18 protein-coding genes and 1 other RNA gene are annotated in these 19473 nt (G+C 60.0%); 18 read left to right on the forward strand and 1 reads right to left on the reverse strand.

Annotation, left to right across the window (positions count from 1 at the left end):
* Positions 1-55: 55 nt before the first annotated feature.
* From ssrS to CKO36_RS03025, 14 genes are all read left to right on the forward strand, one after another.
* A non-coding RNA gene (gene ssrS, locus CKO36_RS02960) (6S RNA) lies at positions 56-240 on the forward strand.
* Positions 241-251: 11 nt separating this feature from the next.
* Positions 252-848: a 5-formyltetrahydrofolate cyclo-ligase gene (locus CKO36_RS02965; RefSeq protein WP_242469351.1), complete on the forward strand. Its 597-nt coding sequence runs from the start codon at positions 252-254 to the stop codon at positions 846-848.
* A 98-nt stretch (positions 849-946) separates the two neighbouring features.
* A complete protein-coding gene (locus CKO36_RS02970; protein ID WP_200280336.1) occupies positions 947-1333 on the forward strand; it encodes an ATP synthase subunit I in 387 nt (128 codons plus the stop codon).
* 43 nt (positions 1334-1376) lie between these two features.
* Positions 1377-2246, forward strand: coding sequence for a F0F1 ATP synthase subunit A (gene atpB, locus CKO36_RS02975; protein ID WP_200280339.1), 870 nt, complete (start codon positions 1377-1379; stop codon positions 2244-2246).
* Positions 2247-2371: 125 nt separating this feature from the next.
* On the forward strand, positions 2372-2605 hold the full coding sequence (gene atpE / locus CKO36_RS02980) for a F0F1 ATP synthase subunit C (RefSeq protein ID WP_200280342.1): 234 nt from the start codon (positions 2372-2374) through the stop codon (positions 2603-2605).
* A gap of 52 nt (positions 2606-2657) precedes the next feature.
* Positions 2658-3128 carry a F0F1 ATP synthase subunit B gene (locus CKO36_RS02985; RefSeq protein ID WP_200280345.1) on the forward strand — a complete coding sequence of 157 codons (471 nt, stop codon included), beginning with the start codon at positions 2658-2660 and terminating at the stop codon, positions 3126-3128.
* A gap of 9 nt (positions 3129-3137) precedes the next feature.
* The gene (locus CKO36_RS02990; RefSeq protein ID WP_200280348.1) at positions 3138-3692 is read left to right on the forward strand and encodes a F0F1 ATP synthase subunit delta; all 555 of its coding nucleotides are present in this window, start codon (positions 3138-3140) and stop codon (positions 3690-3692) included.
* 13 nt (positions 3693-3705) lie between these two features.
* Positions 3706-5247 (forward strand): F0F1 ATP synthase subunit alpha, encoded by a 1542-nt coding sequence (gene atpA / locus CKO36_RS02995; protein ID WP_200280350.1) that lies wholly within the window; start codon positions 3706-3708, stop codon positions 5245-5247.
* Positions 5248-5298: 51 nt separating this feature from the next.
* Positions 5299-6165 carry a F0F1 ATP synthase subunit gamma gene (gene atpG / locus CKO36_RS03000; protein WP_200280353.1) on the forward strand — a complete coding sequence of 289 codons (867 nt, stop codon included), beginning with the start codon at positions 5299-5301 and terminating at the stop codon, positions 6163-6165.
* A 50-nt stretch (positions 6166-6215) separates the two neighbouring features.
* Positions 6216-7592 (forward strand): F0F1 ATP synthase subunit beta, encoded by a 1377-nt coding sequence (gene atpD / locus CKO36_RS03005; protein ID WP_200280356.1) that lies wholly within the window; start codon positions 6216-6218, stop codon positions 7590-7592.
* A 59-nt stretch (positions 7593-7651) separates the two neighbouring features.
* Positions 7652-8077 carry a F0F1 ATP synthase subunit epsilon gene (locus CKO36_RS03010; RefSeq protein ID WP_200280359.1) on the forward strand — a complete coding sequence of 142 codons (426 nt, stop codon included), beginning with the start codon at positions 7652-7654 and terminating at the stop codon, positions 8075-8077.
* A gap of 114 nt (positions 8078-8191) precedes the next feature.
* Positions 8192-9556 carry a bifunctional UDP-N-acetylglucosamine diphosphorylase/glucosamine-1-phosphate N-acetyltransferase GlmU gene (gene glmU, locus CKO36_RS03015; protein WP_200280362.1) on the forward strand — a complete coding sequence of 455 codons (1365 nt, stop codon included), beginning with the start codon at positions 8192-8194 and terminating at the stop codon, positions 9554-9556.
* A 60-nt stretch (positions 9557-9616) separates the two neighbouring features.
* Positions 9617-11449 (forward strand): glutamine--fructose-6-phosphate transaminase (isomerizing), encoded by a 1833-nt coding sequence (glmS, locus tag CKO36_RS03020; RefSeq protein ID WP_200280365.1) that lies wholly within the window; start codon positions 9617-9619, stop codon positions 11447-11449.
* A 17-nt stretch (positions 11450-11466) separates the two neighbouring features.
* A complete protein-coding gene (locus tag CKO36_RS03025; protein ID WP_200280368.1) occupies positions 11467-12192 on the forward strand; it encodes a flagellar brake protein in 726 nt (241 codons plus the stop codon).
* 73 nt (positions 12193-12265) lie between these two features.
* On the opposite strand, the gene CKO36_RS03030 is transcribed toward CKO36_RS03025, so the two are convergent.
* Positions 12266-12526 carry a hypothetical protein gene (locus CKO36_RS03030; protein WP_200280371.1) on the reverse strand — a complete coding sequence of 87 codons (261 nt, stop codon included), beginning with the start codon at positions 12524-12526 and terminating at the stop codon, positions 12266-12268.
* 177 nt (positions 12527-12703) lie between these two features.
* On the opposite strand from CKO36_RS03030, the gene CKO36_RS03035 reads away from it, so the two are divergent.
* From CKO36_RS03035 to CKO36_RS03050, 4 genes are all read left to right on the forward strand, one after another.
* Complete coding sequence (locus CKO36_RS03035; protein WP_200280405.1) at positions 12704-15574, forward strand: 2-oxoglutarate dehydrogenase E1 component; 2871 nt, start codon at positions 12704-12706, stop codon at positions 15572-15574.
* A complete protein-coding gene (gene odhB, locus CKO36_RS03040) occupies positions 15571-16914 on the forward strand; it encodes a 2-oxoglutarate dehydrogenase complex dihydrolipoyllysine-residue succinyltransferase (protein WP_200280374.1) in 1344 nt (447 codons plus the stop codon). The genes CKO36_RS03035 and odhB overlap by 4 nt, the downstream gene beginning before the upstream one ends.
* Positions 16915-17016: 102 nt before the next feature.
* Entirely contained in the window at positions 17017-18171 is a 1155-nt protein-coding gene (locus CKO36_RS03045) for a hypothetical protein (protein WP_200280376.1), read from the forward strand.
* 21 nt (positions 18172-18192) lie between these two features.
* The gene (locus tag CKO36_RS03050; RefSeq protein WP_200280378.1) at positions 18193-19317 is read left to right on the forward strand and encodes a hypothetical protein; all 1125 of its coding nucleotides are present in this window, start codon (positions 18193-18195) and stop codon (positions 19315-19317) included.
* Positions 19318-19473: the final 156 nt, after the last annotated feature.

Here is a 19473-nt window from a genome sequence, read left to right on the forward strand (position 1 = left end):
GGCTGCAAAAGTGACTGGACCTTTGCTGCAAACAGGGTTAGCCTTGTTCCTCAGGCGTCGCCTGCGATGTTCGATCACCGCCTGGGTATTTTCTTGAGCCTAATTTTCACCCAGGGTGCATAAAGCCCAAGCTGTTGTGCATGCCCGCCCCGAGCGGGAAGCCTGAAGCCTGAGTCAGTGCTCCCACTTGAACCAACAGGTTCAAGAACGAAGGTCGGTACCGGCACACGCGGGGGGCGCCGCTTTTATTCATGTCCACCACCCTCATGAGCCTTCGACGCCAGCTGCGCGCCAAACGCCGCGCGATCGCCCCCAGCATCCAACGCCGGCATGCCCGCCAAGCCGCCGCGCATCTCCGGAAGCTGCCCGGTATCGGACGTGCCCGACATATCGCGCTCTACATGGCCGTCGATGGTGAACTCGATCCCAGCGCCATTCGCCAGCAATTCGCGCAGGCCTCCCGGCGCTGGTATCTGCCGGTCATCAGCTCGCAAGCGCCACCGAAAATCCGCTTTTATCCTGACCCGCTGCCCCGACAGCGGCGCCCGAACAGTTGGGGAATTCCCGAGCCTGACTGCCGCCGACAACACCCGGTAAAGCTGTCATCACTGGATTTGGTGCTGCTGCCTCTGGTGGGATTTGACCATCGCTGCCAACGCATCGGCATGGGGCTTGGCTTCTACGACCGCTGTTTCGGCAACATTCGCGCCGATGCACGCCGCTACCGGCGCCCGCGTCTAATCGGGCTGGCGCATGAATGTCAGCGCATCAAGACCCTGAAGCGCCAACCCTGGGATGTGGCGCTGGATGCCGTACTCACAGAAAAGCACCTTTATTCATGCCGTTAGAGATCTGGAAAACAAAAGAACGCTTGTTGGGTTTGACCGAGTATTCGCGTTCGCTTATACTGCGCGGCTGTTACTGCAACGACCCGCATCTGTAGGCGATGACCGGGATCCAAAACAGGCAAGATGTGCAACCACATCAGATACGCCATTTGCTGCGCTGGCAAGGCATTCTGAGCGGAATTGCACTGCTTTTGACCGCCCCCTTTGGCTCAGCGATGCTGATCTCCGCAGTGGTGGGATCTGTGGGCTGTTGGCTGGCAAACGGAGCGGCGGCGTTCTGGATCTTTCGTCACTATCGCGCCCAACAGCCGGGAGCCTTGGTGCTGCGGTTTTATGGCGCTGAAATCGTCAAGATTACCTTGGTTATGACACTTTTCACGATCGCTTATACAACGATCGACGCTTTGGTTGTGCCAATGGTTCTGGGCAGTTATCTGATCGTACAAACAGTGCCGGCGCTAATACCCAGTTCACCAAAACCCTAGCGTTCAACTCTAACCAATTTAAGAAACTCCAACGAGCCATCCCATGTCTTCAGAAGCCGCGATGACTGCACAGGACTACATCCAGCACCACTTGACCAACCTCACCTTTGGCTGGCATCCGGAGCACGGACTTAGCTTTGCCGAGAATAGCGCCGATGCAGCCGCAATGGGGTTCTGGGCCGTCCACGTGGATACCATGTTTTTCTCGTTGCTGTTGGGTGGCCTGTTTCTATGGTTCTTTAAGAGTGTCGGAGCCAAAGCCACCGCCGGAGTTCCGGGCGGGGCGCAAAATTTTGTTGAATGGATCGTTGACTTTGTCAATGAAAATGTCCGTGGTTCCTTCAGCGGTCAAAACCCAATGGTCGCCCCGCTGGCGCTGACCATTTTCATCTGGGTACTGCTGATGAACACCATGGACCTGATTCCAATCGACCTGCTACCCTTTTATTTCCAGCATCTGATGGGCGGCATGGGCGCAGATCCGCATCATGTCTTCCTGAAAGTGGTGCCAACCACTGATCCCAATACCACCTTTGCCATGTCGCTGGTCGTCTTCTTCCTGGTGATCTACTACAGCATCAAAATAAAAGGTGCCAGTGGCTTCATGGGTGAACTGACCCTGCAACCCTTTGGCAAATGGGGCATGCCGGCCAACCTTCTGCTGGAAGGCATTAACCTGCTCTCCAAGCCGGTATCCTTATCCTTGCGACTGTTTGGTAACCTGTACGCTGGCGAAATGATCTTTATCCTCATCGCCATGATGTACGGTCACGGCATCATCATGGATCTCTCGGCTGGCACCCTGCAGCTTGGCTGGGCCATCTTCCATATCCTGATTGTGACGCTGCAAGCGTTCATCTTCATGGTACTCACCATCGTCTATCTCGATATGGCCCACCAGGAGCACCACTGATTCAGCATCTTGCCGCCTGATTCGGCCACTTCAAGAATTCGGCGCAGACTAGGTCGCGGACCCGGTGTCCGCTTACTGTTTCTTTTCTGTTCATTCTCTAATTTTTTACACCCATGGGGGACACAATGGAACTTGCACAAGCCGTTCAATTCATTGCCGCTGGTCTGATGCTTGGTCTGGGCGCCGTCGGCGCGGCCATCGGTATCGGCGTTCTTGGTGGTCGTTTTCTCGAAGGCGCTGCGCGTCAGCCGGAACTCATCCCGATGCTGCGCACCCAGTTCTTTATCGTCATGGGTCTGACTGACGCACTGCCGGTCATCTCGATCGCCATGGGTCTGTACTTGATGTTCGCTGTCTGACGCGCCTCCGGCCCCGCCGGACACCTGTCACTCGTTCCCACGAGGCTTACGGATGAATATCAATCTTACACTGATCCTTCAGATGATCTCCTTCACGGCGTTCGTCTGGTTTTGCATGACCTATGTCTGGCCGCCGATCATGCATGCGCTTGATGAGCGCAAAAAGCGTATCGCGGAAGGACTCGCAGCCGCCGAACGCGGCGCCAAAGAACAGGAGCTTGGCCAACAGCGTGCGCTGGAAGTCATGCACAAGGCCAAGACCGATGCCGCCGAGATCGTGAATCAGGCCCAGCGCCGCTACAACGAGATCCTTGATCAGGCCAAACAGGACGCCACCGCCGAGGGCAACCGCCTGAAGCACGCGGCCGAAGCCGAGATCGAACAGGAGACCAATCGCGCCCGCGAAGAGCTGCGCGAACGGGTCGCGACCCTCGCTGTAGCTGCGGCCGAAAAAATCCTCCAGAAGGAAATCGACGCCTCGGCCCACCGCGAGCTGGTCGAATCCTTCGCCAAGCAAATCTAAGGCGACATCATGGCTGGAGACTTAACAACCATCGCCCGCCCCTACGCCGAGGCCGCCTTCGCGATCGCCAAGGCGCAGGACGCACTCGAGCCCTGGTCGGAAGCGCTGCAATTGCTCGGCGCCATCGCCAGTGACCCCCAGCTGCATGCCATCGTCGGCAACCCCAATGTCGGGCGCGAGCGACTGGGCGAGCTGGCACTGGCGGCCGCTGCCGCTGGCAACGACGGCCAGGAGCTTCCAGCCGGTCCGGCCAATTTGACCCGGATTCTGGCCGCGAATCATCGCCTGCCGGTCCTGCCGGAGATCGCGCGCCTGTTCGAGCAACGCAAAACCGCCGAGCAGGGGGTGCGTCAGGTGCTGGTGCGCAGCGCCTTCCCGCTTGACGACAAGGAACGTCAGAGCCTGGTCACTTCGCTGCACGGTCATTTTGGCGCTGATGTCGAGCTGAGCGTGGAACAGGACGCAAGCCTGATCGGCGGTGTCGAAATTCGCGCCGACGACCTGGTCATCGACAGCTCGATCCGCGGCAAGCTACAGCAGCTCTCAAACGAATTGCAATTCTGAACGGAACACCGCCATGCAACTGAATCCTGCCGAGATCAGTGATCTGATCAAACAGAAAATCGAGCAGTTCGATGTTAAGACCGAGGCCCGCGCCGAGGGCACCATCGTCAGCCTGACCGATGGCATTGTGCGTATCTACGGCTTGTCCGACGCACAGTACTACGAAATGCTCGAGTTCCCGAACAACACCTTTGGCTTGGCGCTCAACCTGGAGCGCGACTCCGTGGGTGCTGTCATCCTGGGCGATTACACCCATCTGTCTGAAGGCGACTGGGCACGCTGCACCGGCCGCGTTCTGGAAGTCCCCGTCGGCGAGGAGCTGCTCGGTCGAGTGGTTGACTCCCTCGGCGCTCCGGTCGATGGCAAGGGGCCCATTAGCGCCAGCCAGACCTCGTCGATCGAAAAAATCGCCCCCGGCGTTATCCAGCGCCAGTCGGTCGATCAGCCACTGCAAACCGGCCTTAAGGCTATCGATGCCATGGTGCCGGTCGGTCGCGGCCAGCGTGAGCTGATTATCGGTGACCGTCAGACCGGTAAGACAGCGGTAGCCATTGATGCCATCATCAATCAGAAAGGCACTGGCGTTAAGTGTATCTATGTCGCTGTTGGTCAGAAAAATTCCTCGGTTGCCGGCGTACAGCGCAAGCTCGAAGAATTTGGCGCCATGGAGCACACCATCATCGTGCATGCCGGCGCCTCGGACTCGGCCGCGATGCAGTTCATCGCGCCCTACGCCGGCTGCGCCATGGGTGAGTACTTCCGCGACAAGGGCGAGGATGCGCTCATTATCTACGATGACCTGACCAAGCAGGCTTGGGCCTATCGTCAGGTGTCCCTGCTGCTGCGCCGCCCGCCAGGTCGCGAAGCCTATCCGGGTGATGTCTTCTACCTGCATTCACGTCTGCTTGAGCGCGCTGCGCGCGTCAATGCCGACTATGTCGAAAAACAGACCGGTGGACGGGTACGCGGCCAGACCGGCTCGCTGACGGCTTTGCCAATCATCGAAACCCAGGCGGGTGACGTGTCGGCCTTCGTCCCGACCAACGTCATCTCCATCACCGACGGACAGATCTTCCTCGAAACCGATCTGTTCAATGCAGGCATCCGTCCGGCCATCAACGCCGGTCTGTCAGTCTCGCGTGTCGGTGGCGCAGCCCAGACCAAGATCATCAAAAAACTCGGCGGCGGTATTCGTCTGGCCCTGGCCCAGTACCGCGAGCTGGCCGCGTTCTCGCAGTTTGCTTCTGACCTTGATGAGGCTACCCGCAAGCAGCTGGAGCGTGGCGAGCGCGTGACCGAGTTGATGAAGCAGATGCAGTACTCGCCCATGACCATCGGCCCCATGGCCGTGTCGCTCTTCGCCGCCAACGAAGGTTATCTTGATGACGTTGAAGTCAACAAAGTGGTCGCCTTCGAGCAAGCCCTGCAAGGCTACATGAAGAGCGCCCACAAGAGCCTGCTCGAGAAAATCGACGAGAAGGGTGATTACAACGAGGAGATCCAGCAGGCCTTGCACGAGGCCATTAAGGACTTCAAAGCCAACAACACCTGGTAATCGCCGTGCGGCGCGGATCGAAACACACAGGATCGCTTCAGGGAATCCCTCATGGCTGGCGCTAAAGAAATTCGCACCAAGATCTCGAGCATCAAGAGCACCCAGAAGATTACGGGCGCAATGGAGATGGTCGCCGCATCCAAAATGCGCAAAGCGCAGGAACGGATGCAGGCCACCCGCCCCTATGCGGAAAAAATGCTCCAGGTCATCCGCCATCTGGCCAAGGCCTCGCCCGAGTACCGTCACAGCTTCATGGCTCAGGAACGCGAGATAAAGCGCATCGGCTATATCGTCGTGTCATCTGATCGTGGCCTGTGCGGCGGCCTGAACACCAATCTGTTCAGAATGCTGGTACAGGAACTCAAACAAAAGCGCAACGACGGTCTCGATACCGCCTTTTGCACCATTGGCAGTAAAGCGCTGGGCTTTTTCAAGCGCTTTGGCGGCGATGTAAAGGCCGAAGCCGCGCAGCTCGGTGACAAGCCGCGTATTGCCGATATCATCGGCCCGGTGAAGGTCATGCTCGACGCCTTCGAGAATGGCGAGATCGATGCGGTCTATATCGCCTACAACGAGTTCGTCAACACCATGACCCAGAAACCGACACTGCGCCAGCTGGTGCCCATTGTGCCGGACGACAAGCCCGCCGCCTCGGGACCGGTGTGGGACTACATTTACGAACCCGAAGCGCGGCTGGTGCTGGATAACCTGCTGGGCCGTTATATCGAGTCTCTGGTCTATCAGGGCGTGGTCGAAAATGGTGCCTGCGAGCAGGCCGCGCGCATGGTGGCCATGAAGTCCGCCTCCGACAATGCCGGCGGCCTGATCGATGAGCTGCAACTGGTTTACAACAAGGCGCGCCAAGCCGCGATCACTCAGGAAATCTCTGAGATCGTCAGCGGTGCCGCCGCCGTCTAGCGCGCCCGTTCATCCGAATTCTACAGTTTAGTTTTAATGAGGAAAGCATTATGAGCTCCGGTAAGGTGGTGGAAATCATCGGTGCCGTCGTGGACGTGCAGTTTCCGCGCGATCAGATGCCCAAGGTCTATGACGCGCTCACAATCGACGCCACCGGCCTGACGCTCGAGGTGGAACAGCAAATCGGCGATGGCGTCGTGCGCACCATCGCGATGGGCAGTACCGACGGCCTGAAGCGTGGTGTGGATGTCAGCAGCACGGGCGCACCCATCAGTGTTCCGGTCGGCAAAGCGACCCTCGGGCGCATCATGGACGTACTTGGCAACCCCATTGACGAACTCGGTTCGGTCGGTTCCGAGGAAACCTGGCCCATCCATCGCGAGGCCCCCAAGTTCGAGGATCAGGCCACTTCGACCGAGGTGCTGGAAACCGGCATCAAGGTGGTGGATCTGATCATGCCCATCGCCAAGGGTGGTAAGGTCGGCCTGTTCGGCGGTGCCGGCGTGGGCAAGACCGTAACCCTGATGGAGCTGATCCGTAACATCGCCGTCGAGCACTCGGGTTACTCCGTATTCGCTGGCGTGGGCGAGCGCACCCGTGAGGGTAACGACTTCTATCACGAAATGAAGGAGTCGAACGTTCTCGACAAGGTTGCGCTGGTTTACGGTCAGATGAACGAGCCCCCCGGCAACCGTTTGCGTGTAGCACTGACCGGTCTGACCATGGCCGAATTCTTCCGCGAGGAAGGTCGTGATGTCCTGATGTTTGTCGATAACATCTACCGTTACACCCTGGCTGGTACCGAGGTTTCGGCACTGCTTGGACGTATGCCTTCAGCAGTGGGCTATCAGCCGACTCTGGCCTCGGAGATGGGCGCCCTGCAGGAGCGCATCACTTCGACCAAGACCGGGTCCATCACCTCCTTCCAGGCGGTCTATGTACCGGCGGATGACCTGACCGACCCCTCTCCGGCTACCACTTTCGCTCACTTGGACGCCACTCTGGTACTGTCGCGTCAGATTGCCGAGCTGGGTATTTATCCGGCGGTGGATCCGCTCGATTCGACCAGTCGTATCCTCGACCCCAATGTGGTGGGCCAGGAGCACTATGACACCGCTCGCGCGGTACAGGGTACGCTCCAGCGCTACAAGGAGCTGAAGGACATCATTGCTATCCTGGGTATGGATGAGCTGTCCGAGGAAGACAAGTTAATCGTTTCGCGTGCACGCAAGATTCAGCGCTTCCTGTCGCAGCCCTTCTTCGTGGCCGAGGTCTTCACCGGCGCACCCGGCAAATATGTCTCGCTCAAGGACACCATTGCCGGCTTCCAGGCCATCGTCAATGGCGACCACGACGCCCTGCCTGAGCAGGCGTTTTACATGGTCGGTTCTATCGACGAAGCGGTCGCCAGGGGCGAGAAGATGTAATCCGGCTGGTGGGTTTCAGAACCCACCGCCGCATCCGACAACAGGGAGACCCGACACCCATGGCAATGACCGTACATGTCGACATCGTCAGCGCCGAGGGCGCCATCCATTCCGGCTTGGCCGCTATGGTCTACGCGCCTGGCGAAATGGGCGAGCTTGGCATCGCGCCGCGTCACACCCCGCTGATCACCCGGCTGAAACCCGGCGATGTGCGGGTGGAGGACGACAAGGGTGGCATGGAGCACTTCTATGTCTCCGGTGGCATGCTGGAAGTTCAGCCCGATGTGGTGACGGTGCTGGCCGACACTGCAATTCGCGCCCAGAACATCGACGAGGCCAAGGCGCTGGAAGCCAAGCGTCGCGCTGAGGATGCCTTGGCCGGCAAGACCGCCGAGTTTGAATACGCCAAGGCGCAGGCCGAGCTGGCCGAGGCCATCGCGCAGTTGCGCGCGATCGAGAAGTTGCGCAAAATGCGTGCGAGCTGACGCTTGAACAGACGGACCTGACCAAGATCGAAACAGCAAGGACCCTCGCCAATGGCGGGGGTTTTTGCATTCACACCTGGCACTACGCAGTGCCGGCGGGGAGTTGCGACGCACATGAAACTCGGTGTTGTCATTCTGGCTGCGGGCAAAGGCACCCGTATGCGCTCAGCACTGCCCAAGGTCTTGCATCCGCTGGCCGGGCGCCCCTTATTACGCCACGTGCTTGATGCTGCTGAGGCACTGGGCGCGGCGCGCATCTGTTGTGTCTATGGGCATGGCGGCGATCAGGTGCCCAATACCTTGGCCGATGCCAACTGCACCTGGGTGGAACAAAGCGAGCGTCTCGGCACTGGACATGCCGTTTTGCAAGCCATGCCAAGCATGGCCGGCATGGATCGCATCCTGGTACTCTATGGCGATGTGCCACTGATCGAAGCTGAAACCCTCAACCGTCTGGTGGCCGACAGCAATGGTTCAGCGCTCGGGTTGATTAGCATGCGCCTGGATGATCCCAGCGGCTATGGGCGCATTGTGCGCGACAAACGCGGTCACGTGCTGCGCATTGTTGAGCAAAAAGACGCCAGTGAGGCCGAGCTGGGTATTCAGGAAATCAACACCGGCATCATCGTCGCCGATGCCACCCGGATGAATGACTGGCTGCAGCACATCGGCAACGACAATGTGCAGGGTGAATATTATCTGACCGATGTGATTGGCCTGGCCACGGCCCAGGACATTGAAGTGGTCACCATACAACCGGAAGCCCCGCAGGAAGTTGCCGGTGTCAATGATCGGCTCCAGTTGGCGGAGCTTGAGCGTTACCATCAGCGGCGCCTAGTCGAAACCCTGATGCTACAGGGCACCACGGTGCTGGATCCAGCCAGGCTCGATATTCGCGGCACCCTGATCTGCGAGCGTGATGTCACCCTGGACGTCAATCTCATTATCGAAGGCCGGGTCCGCTTGGGCGCCAATGTGCGCATTGGACCCAATTGCCTGCTCAAGGATTGCGACATCGGCGCTGGAACTGAAGTCTTCGCCAACAGCGTCATCGAAGACGCCCAGGTCGGCGCGGGTGCCCGCATCGGCCCCTTCGCGCGACTGCGCCCGCAGGCCCAGATTGGCGATCATTGCCATATCGGTAACTTTGTCGAAGTCAAAAAATCGCGCATCGCTGAGGGCACCAAGGTCAACCATCTGAGCTATATTGGTGACACCGAACTTGGCCGCCAGGTGAATATCGGCGCTGGCACCATTACCTGCAACTATGACGGCGCCAACAAGCATCAGACTATCATTGGTGATGGAGCTTTCATCGGCTCCAATACCGCATTGGTTGCACCGGTCGAGGTGGGTGAACAGGCCACCATTGGCGCCGGTTCAGTGATCTCCCGCGACGCCCCGGCAGGTAAACTCAGCCTGACCCGAGCGCCGCAGCAAACCATTGACACCTGGCAGCGACCGCGCAAGCCGGACTAGCGCCCGGCCCCTCTGCCTCCCCAGAGGCATCTCGCATCACAGCACAATCAGGTCATCTCCATGTGTGGCATCGTCGGCGCCATCGCCCAACGTCCCGTCGCTGATATCCTCGTTGAAGGACTGCGACGACTCGAATACCGCGGCTATGACTCCGCCGGCCTAGCGGTACTCTCCGAGTCAGGCAAGCTGCAACGCTTACGCTGTCTCGGCAAAGTTGCAACGCTGGCCGAGGCGCTGGCAGACGCTCCCATGCCCGGCACCCTGGGCATTGCTCACACCCGCTGGGCCACGCATGGCGAACCCTCGCAGCGCAATGCCCATCCGCATATCTGCCGCGAGCGTTGTGCCCTGGTGCATAACGGCATCATTGAAAATCACGAAAACCTCAGAGAACTGCAGCGTGACGCCGGGCATCGCTTCACCTCGGAGACGGATACTGAGGTTATTATTCATGCCATTCACGACGCCTTGGAGGCTAGACATCAGCTAACCGATGCCGTGCGCATCTGCACCCAGTTGCTGCATGGTGCTTACGCACTGGGCGTCATCGACCGGGCGCACCCCGAGTGCCTGGTTGCCGCCCGTCTTGGCAGCCCACTGGTGATTGGGCTTGGCTTCCAGGAGCATTTCATTGCCTCTGACGTGCCAGCCCTGCTGCCAGTCACCAACCGCTTTATTTTCCTGGAGGACGGCGACCTCGCTGAACTCAGCCGCACCTCAGTGCGTATTTGGAATGCCGCTGGCGAGGAAGTACAGCGTCCGGTGCGCACCTCGACGCTCTCAGTCGATGCGACGGAACGTGGTGCCTACCGGCACTTCATGCAAAAGGAGATTTTCGAGCAGCCTCGCGCCGTCGCTGAAACACTGGAAGGCCGCATCGGTACTGATCAGGTGCTAAGCGCCGCCTTTGGCCCTGAGGCCGAGGCGCTCTTTGCGCAGGTACAGTCCGTTACCCTGGTAGCCTGCGGCACCAGCTATCATGCCGGCTTGGTGGCCAAATATTGGATCGAATCCCTCGCCAAGGTCCATTGTCAGGTGGAGGTGGCAAGCGAATATCGCTATCGCCAACCGATCGTTCTAGACCAATCACTCTTTGTCAGCATCTCTCAGTCCGGTGAGACCGCCGACACCCTGGCCGCACTGCGCATGGCCACACAAAACGGGTATCTCGGCACCCTGGCGATTTGCAATGTCGCTGAAAGCTCCCTGGTGCGCGAATCCCAATTCCAACTCCTTACCCGCGCCGGCCCCGAGATCGGTGTCGCCTCCACCAAAGCCTTCACCACCCAGCTGGTGGCACTGCTGCTGCTGGCACTCGCGCTGGGCCACCAACGCGGTCTCAGTGCGGAGCGTGAAGCCCATGCCGTCCAGGTGTTGCGTGCCCTGCCTACCCAACTGGAACGCACCCTGGCCATTGATGCTGACATCGCCGAGCTGGCCCAGGCATTCGTCGAGAAAGGCCACACACTTTTTCTTGGGCGCGGCGAGCAGCATGCCATTGCCATGGAAGGCGCACTCAAGCTCAAGGAAATCTCCTACATTCATGCCGAGGCCTACCCAGCCGGGGAACTCAAACACGGACCCCTGGCTCTGATTGACGAAGACATGCCAGTCGTAGTCGTAGCGCCCAATAATGCACTGCTTGAAAAGCTTAAATCCAATCTTGAGGAAGTGCGCGCGCGCGGCGGACAATTGTTTGTGTTTGCTGATGATCAGGTGGCCCTGCAACAAACCGAAGGCGTGCGAGTGCTGCGGCTGCCGGAATCCGATGATCTCATCGATCCCCTGGTGTTTAGCCTGCCGATGCAACTGCTGGCTTACCATGTCGCAGCCCTGAAAGGCACCGATGTCGATCAGCCGCGCAATCTCGCCAAGTCCGTGACCGTTGAATAACCCGCTTCAATTCTCCTATGGACAGCGACCACATCAACCGCATCACGCACCCCGAAACCATCGCCAAGCTGATCACCAAGCATTTCAAGGCGCGTGGCAGATTCTGCCTGTCGAGCATCGGCGGCGACTGCCAAACCGACTCCAGGATGGTGGACAATGATCCCCACGCGCGCTACTTCCTGCTGGACGGGCTACCGCCCAACATCGGCACATCCCTGGAGAACGAAAAAACGATCGAAGTCCGTGGTGCCATTGATTCCATCTTCAGTTGGTTTCGCACCAAGGAACTGAACCCCATCATTGAGGATGGCGAGCGTTATTACGAAATCCCTTACCCAAGGCAGCTGTTTCAGCTCCAGCGCCGCGAAGCTTTTCGTGTTTCCCTGCCGGCCACCCTCACTGCCACCCTCACTGGTGAAGTCGAGGATCTCGACAATAACGAGATGCACCCCTTTCGCGCCATGCTTGCGAATCTGTCCGCCACCGGTGCAGCGGTCATCGTCACGGGGAAAACCGCATCCTTAATGCGCAAGGGAACCCGCCTGCACCACAGCCGCATTCGCATTCCCGAGTTGCTCGATATCATCGTGGATGCCGAGGTGCGTAACTGCCGCCACGGACACAAAAACGCGTCATCCATGCTCGGCCTGGAGTTTCTGTGCCTGTCCACCCGCGACGCCCAAAGCATTACCCGGGTTGTAATGGAGATCCAACGTCGGGCGCTGGCTGACGAAGACGACTGAAACGGCTCATCATTGCCTTCAGGATTGCCGGGTAGTCACCGCACACCCAGCCTGTCATGCCGCCGATTGTCTGTCACCCAGGCCCAGATCCGCTTTTGCGGGCTTTGATCATTTGCTGACCCACCCCTTGATGCAACAGCTTGAACGTGCGTCGTTGGGCTTCCTGGTTGGTTGTCCGAGGTTCGCCGATCAACCCAAGCCGGGCCTGAAAATAGGCCAGATCGGACTGAAGTTGAATCATCAGCAAACGCCGTTGGACAATTTCCTCACGCGCATCCGGGCGCGCGCCTGGTATGGGCGCGCCCGGCGCTTTGGAGGGATGTTTCTCACTCATGAAAACGCTCGCAAAGATCGTGTTGTAATCCGATTGAAAAACCGACGCCAAGCACCAAGCACCACAAAACCAGCCAATGCATTATACCCAGTGGCGTATCATCCATGATGCACCTGCCAGCCCGGGTGCACCCGGATGTTCCTCACACTTCTGGCCCCAACCCACAGCGATCCCATCATGAGCGCGCGCCGTCAACAATTGCATAATTCATCTGCCTTCCACGGCGGCAATGCCGCCTTTATCGAACAGCTCTACGCACGCTATCTGCGCGACCCTAACAGCGTCGAGCCGGACTGGCGCGCGCGCTTCGATGCCCTGCCGGGGCGCGCCGACGATGATCTGGCCAACACTCAAGCCAGCGCTCAAACCTTTGCCCACACCAGTGCCTGGTCCGTGCGAGCTCCAGCGCCCCAGGCGCGCGAGGCGACCGTCAACGCCGCCAAACAGGCTGCGGTGCTCAGACTCATTAACACCTACCGCTGTCGCGGCCACCAAATTGCCGATCTCGACCCCTTGCGCCTGCGCCCGCTACCCGAGATCACGGATCTGTCACCCGAGTATCACGGCCTGCTCGACAGCGATCTCGATGAAGTCTTCCACAGCGGCTCGCTCTATGGCCCCGAGCGCATGCGGCTGCGCGACATCATCGCCCGGCTCGAGCGCAGCTACTGCGGCCGGGTAGGCTGCGAGTATATGCACATCACCACCACGCCAGAAAAGCGCTGGGTGCAAAAACGCATCGAGAGCTATCAGACGCGCCCGGAATTAACCAGCCGGCAAAGGCGCTGGCTGCTGCAATTGCTGACCGCTGCCGAGGGCATCGAACACTATTTGCATCGACGCTATATTGGACAAAAACGCTTTTCGCTTGAAGGCGGTGAGGCGCTGATTCCGCTACTCGATGAACTCGTCAGCCGCGCCGGGCGCGATGGGGTGCGGGAGATCGTCATTGGCATGGCCCACCGTGGGCGGCTCAATGTGCTGACCAACATCCTGGGCAAACCACCCCAGGACATCTTCGCCGAGTTCGAAGGTCGGGTGGAAACCCCCAACGGTCAGCAGCGCGCCGGTGATGTCAAATATCATCTGGGCTTTGCCACCGATGTCGAGAGCGGCGGCCGCCCAGTGCATCTGGCGCTCGGCTTTAATCCCTCGCATTTGGAAATCATTAATCCGGTCATTCAGGGATCGGTACGCGCCCGCCAGCGGCGCCGTGGTGACCACGACGGGCGCCAGGTTCTGCCGGTGCTCATCCATGGCGATGCCGCCTTTGCCGGCCAGGGAGTGGTGATGGAAACCCTGCAACTGTCGCAAACGCGCAGTCACGGCACCGGCGGCACCGTGCATGTTATCGTCAACAACCAAATTGGCTTCACCACCAGCAATCCACTCGACAGCCGCTCGACCCTCTATTGCACTGATGTCGCCAAGATGGTCCAGAGCCCGGTGTTTCACGTCAATGGCGACGACCCCGAGGCGGTTATTTTCGTCACCCGCATGGCGTTCGATTTTCGCCAACGCTTCAAGCGCGACGTCTTTATTGATCTGGTGTGCTATCGGCGTCTCGGCCACAACGAGGCTGACGAACCCGCCGTGACCCAGCCCCAGATGTACCGCAAAATTCGCCAGCACCCCAGTGCGCGCACCCTCTATGCCCAGCGCCTGATCGACCATGGTGATCTCACCCAGGAGGCCGCTGAGGCCATGATCGCCGACTATCGCCACGCCATTGAGCAGGGCTTCGTGGCCACGCGACCGGTGCTCTGTGATCTGGAGTCCAGCCATCACCGCCCGCTGCGCACCAACTGGCGTCGCTTTGCCGAGACGCACTGGACCGCCGCCGCTGATACCCGCCTGCCCCGGCCGCAGATTCGCGACCTGGCCGAGCGCCTGCTGGAGTTGCCGGCCAATTTCGAGCTGCATCCGCGGGTGGCGAAAATTTGGGCCGAACGGCGACAAATGGCTGCCGGTGAGCAGCTCATCAACTGGGGCTGCGCTGAAAACCTAGCCTATGCCAGTCTGCTGGATGCCGGCATCGATGTGCGGCTGTGCGGACAGGATGCCGGGCGCGGCACCTTCTTCCATCGCCATGCCAAAATTCATTGTCAGGCCAGCGGCGATGAATACACTCCTTTGCAACATCTCAGTCCCCAGCAGGGCGCCTTCGTCGCCATCGACTCCATCCTGTCGGAAGAGGCGGTATTGGGCTTCGAGTACGGCTTTGCCACCGCCGAGCCGGATGCCCTGACGCTGTGGGAAGCCCAGTTCGGCGATTTCACCAATGGCGCCCAAGTGGTAATTGACCAGTTCATCACTTCCGCCGGCACCAAGTGGGGCCTGCAATGCGGCCTGGTGATGCTGCTGCCGCATGGGCTCGAAGGCCAGGGCGCCGAGCATTCCTCCGCACGCCTGGAGCGCTTTCTGCAATTGTGCGCGGAACATAACATCCAGGTGTGCGTACCCACCACGCCGGCGCAGATTTTCCATCTGCTGCGCCGCCAGATGTTGCGTCCCTATCGCCGCCCGCTGATTATAATGACGCCCAAAAGCCTGCTGCGTCATCGCCTGGCGGTTTCCAGCCTGGATGATCTGGCGCAGGGAACCTTTCAGCCACTGATCCCGGAATGCGACCCCTTGCCCGACACCAGCATCGAACGGGTGGTGTTCTGCTCCGGCAAAGTCTATTTTGAACTGCTGGAAGAACGCCATGCGCGTGGTCTGGAAACCGTTGCCATTGTGCGCATTGAGCAGCTCTATCCGTTCCCGAAAGAGGACTTCGCCGCCATCCTGGCCGAGTATTCCCAGGTTGAGGAATTTATCTGGTGCCAGGAGGAAGCCCAGAACCAGGGCGCCTGGGATATGATTAAGCACCGGTTTCAACCGCTGCGGCGTGAGGGGAAAAGGTTTTACTATGTGGGCCGGCCCGCCTCGGCGGCTCCCGCTGTGGGCTATCGCTCCATTCATCTCGAACAACAACAACGGTTGATCGACGAGGCCCTGACCGGGCGCATCAACCCCAGCATGAATCGCGGACATCCAGTGCCATGACAACAGAGGTTTTTGTTCCTGAGTTACCGGAATCCGTCGCCGATGCCACGGTGTTGGAATGGCACAAGGCGCCGGGGGACATGATCCGCGCCAACGATAACTTGCTCGACCTCGAAACCGACAAGGTGGTACTGGAGGTTCCAGCACCTGGCGACGGCATTCTGCGCGAAATCCTGGTCGCAGCAGGCGAAACCGTCAGTGCACGAACCCTGCTTGCGCGCATCGAAGCTGCCTCTCCCGCCGCTAATGCTAATGCCGATACTACCACTCCAAGCCCGGAGCCAGAACCGGAGCCACAACCAGACTCAGAACCCGCGCACCCCGCTCCTGAAGCCACGCCTGCAGACCCTCAGCTCCATCGCCCTCAGGAGCCCAACCTCGCCCCTGCCGCGCGCCGCTTAATCAAGGAACTCGGGCTGGATCCAACGCGCATTGCGGGCAGCGGTCGCGACGGGCGCATTCACAAGGCCGATGTGCTCGCCTGGCTCGATCAGCATGAAGCCACGCAGCCTGAAGCTGACGCCGATCAGGTCGCTTTCCAGGCACCGGCTGGCGCCCCCAGGCCACCAGCCTCCCCAAAAACAACATCCCCAGCGCCAGCATCCACCAAGCCAGCGCCCACCGCCGGCCCCCTGGACGCCAGACCGCAACAGCGGGTTCCGATGACCCGGCTGCGCGCACGCATTGCCGAGCGTCTGCTGGAGGCACAACAGCAAACCGCTACGCTCACCACCTTCAACGAAGTTGACATGAGCGCTGTGATGGCCCTGCGCCAGCGCTATCGCGACGACTTTGAGCGCCAGCACGGCACCCGCCTGGGTATGATGTCATTCTTCGTCAAGGCCGCTGTTGCCGCGCTCCAGCAGTTTCCAATTCTCAACGCCACCATCGACGGCGACGCCATTCTCTATCATGGCTACTACGACATCGGCATCGCCGTCAGCACCGAACGCGGGCTGGTAGTGCCCATCCTGCGTGACTGCGATCACCTGAGCCTGGCCGAGATCGAAACCGGCATCGCCCAGTTCGGGCAGCAGGCCCGCGACGGCCGCCTGAGCTTTGAGGAATTAACCGGCGGCACCTTCTCGATTACCAATGGTGGCGTTTTCGGCTCCCTGCTCTCAACCCCACTGATCAATCCACCTCAGAGCGCTATCCTCGGCATGCACAAAATCGAAGAGCGTCCGGTGGCGATCGCCGGACAGGTCGAGATTCGCCCCATGATGTATCTCGCGCTATCCTACGACCATCGCTTAATTGATGGCCGCGATGCCGTGCGTTTTCTCCAAGCCATCAAGCAGGCCGTTGAAGACCCAGCCCGGCTCTTACTGAATCTGTAGTCACCCTGTGGCAATGACTACATCCGACTGCCATCGAGGGATACCTATTCAGCTGACCCGGCCCACCGGGTTCAGCCTTGCGCCAGAGGAAGACAACCGCCGATGAAGGTCATGATCCGTGTTGACCGTGTCGCCGCCATTCTCGCCGGCCGCGACTGCTATGGCGATCTGATTGCCGAAGTCGATCCACGCGGGCTGAACCTCGACGAGCGTAACGCTTTAGCCTGCGCTCCTGAACAGCAGGGCGTCACCGACCTGACCGCCCCATTCAAAACCCCCGGGAACTACCCGACTCCGCCCGAAACCGCTACGCCGGACATCCGCGCCTGGCTACGCTGGCGCATCAAGTGCGCGCACATTCATGAGCAGGCACTGATTGAGCAGCAGGCCGAGTGGAAAGCCCAGGCTGATGCCTACATCGCCTACTGGACGCAGCAACCCACCGAGCGCTTCATTCGCAAGGACTGGCCGGCCATCTACTACAGTGCGGCCCTGCCAAGCGGTGACACCGAGAGTCCGGCGCTGCCGGCGCGGGAAGCCACTGAAGAAATCGAGCGCATTGAGCAGGCACTGAACGACAAGCTCAAACAGGCCCGCCAACTCGCCGAACAGCGCAACCGTGACATGGAAAAGCAAAAAGCCGAGATTGCCGCGCGGCGCCATGCCTCGCAGCAACGTCGCGCCCGCCAGCTCTCCGCCTGGGTGAAGGACAACATGGATGACAATGCCAAGGCCCGTTTTAAGCTCAACCTGCTGCCCGAGGATGAAATCCTCGATGCCATCCGTGCGGCCACCTATCAGTCACTCGACGGCTTCGAGCGCTATCGAAAAATCCGTTTTAATGACATCAAACACGGTCATCTCTGCATCGACGGCCAGAGTCTCGATTGCGACACCGATGACGCCCACCATCTGAGCGCCGAACAGTTCGAGCGTTTCCGAGCCATCGAAGCGGCTGCCCCGGACAACGCCAAACTCAAAGCACTGATTCACAGCTGCGCCTGCGAAACCTGTAATGCAGGTATCATTCGCCGCAGTGTGCAAGTGGTGATTCCAGTCGGCGAACTGCTGTTCAGCCGCGAGTATGCCCTCGACGTCCTCAGCGAGCCCCCCTCTGAAGCAACGCCTCCCAGCAGCAACAGCGACCAGCGCGAGCATTCTGAGCGTCCTGAGTCTCCCGAGTCCGAATCACCGCCCACCCTTGATTTGGATAGCGACGAAGGCCCCACTGAAACCTCAGGCTCCTCCTCCACCTGAGGCGATCGGGAGTTCCGCAGCATGGCCCATCTGCTGGTTGCCGTCACCGCCCATGGCTACGGGCATCTTGCGCAGGTGGCGCCGGTCATCCATGCCCTGCGCGCGCAACAACCTGAGCTGCGCATCACCCTGCAAGGCAACCTAAACCCGGATTTCGTCCGCTACCGGCTGCCAGCCGATGTCGAGCACCTCCCCATAGCCGCCGATGTTGCCCTGCCAATGGATGGCCCGCTTCAAGTGCGCTGGGAAGAGGGCTTGCAACGGTATCAGGCGTTCGATGCAGCCTATGACCAGCACCTGGAGCAACAGATGACCCGGCTATTGGCCGTGCAACCGGATCTGGTGCTGGCCGACATCCCCTGGCTGCCACTCGATGCGGCTCGCCGGCTCGGCATCCCCGCTGTGGGCCTGTGCTCCCTGAACTGGCTGGATATTCTGCTGCAAAGTCCGGTGGGGCACCAGGTATCTCAGACGCTAACCCAGCGTATGCGCACCGCCTATGCCGGGGCTGAGCTGTTCATCCGCCCCACCCCATCCATGCCGATGCCCTGGCTGACCAACAGCCACGCGGTTGGCCCCATCGCCGAACAACAACCGGGTGATCCACAACGCCTGCGCGCCCGACTGGGGTTGGCGGCCGATCAGCGCCTGATCCTGATGCAATTCGGCGGCACCGGAACCCTTGCCTTCGACCCCGCGCCCTTGCAACACGCGCGCCTGCAACTCCTGACTGCCGACCCCGGGATTACGCACAATCCCGCCGTCAGCCGCATCGGCGGCCCGGGATTGGGACTGCTGGAAGTGCTCGCCGCCTGCGACGCCATGATCACCAAGCCCGGCTATGGCAGCTTTGCTGAAGCCGCCTGCCACGGCCTGCCGGTGCTCTATGTCCCGCGCGATGACTGGCCGGAAACCCAGGTCTTGATCGACTGGCTGCGCGAGCAAGTCCCAACCGGCGTCATCACTCCAGACCATCTGGCTGAAGGCAGGATCGTCGAGCCTCTGGAAGCCCTGCTCGATCAGGCCCAAGCCACCCAGCGCACGCCGGTTTCACCAAGCGGCATCGAACAAACGGTTGAACTCCTGCGGCCCTGGCTGAACAATTTAGGCAGGCAGCGACTTCGAAATCAACCTGTACCGCTTTGAATTTCAGCAGCAGACCTAACGCACATACCCAGCCCTTTTAAGGTGGGCTAACCAGCGGCCAGAAGCTTGGCGGTCGAGACATGCGGCTTATCTTTGTATCGAGTGCGTTTGGTCAGCGGTTTTTTCGGACCCCGGCGATTTTTTCGCATGGCTTTC

Source organism: Rhabdochromatium marinum (assembly GCF_016583795.1).
Taxonomy (GTDB): domain Bacteria; phylum Pseudomonadota; class Gammaproteobacteria; order Chromatiales; family Chromatiaceae; genus Rhabdochromatium; species Rhabdochromatium marinum.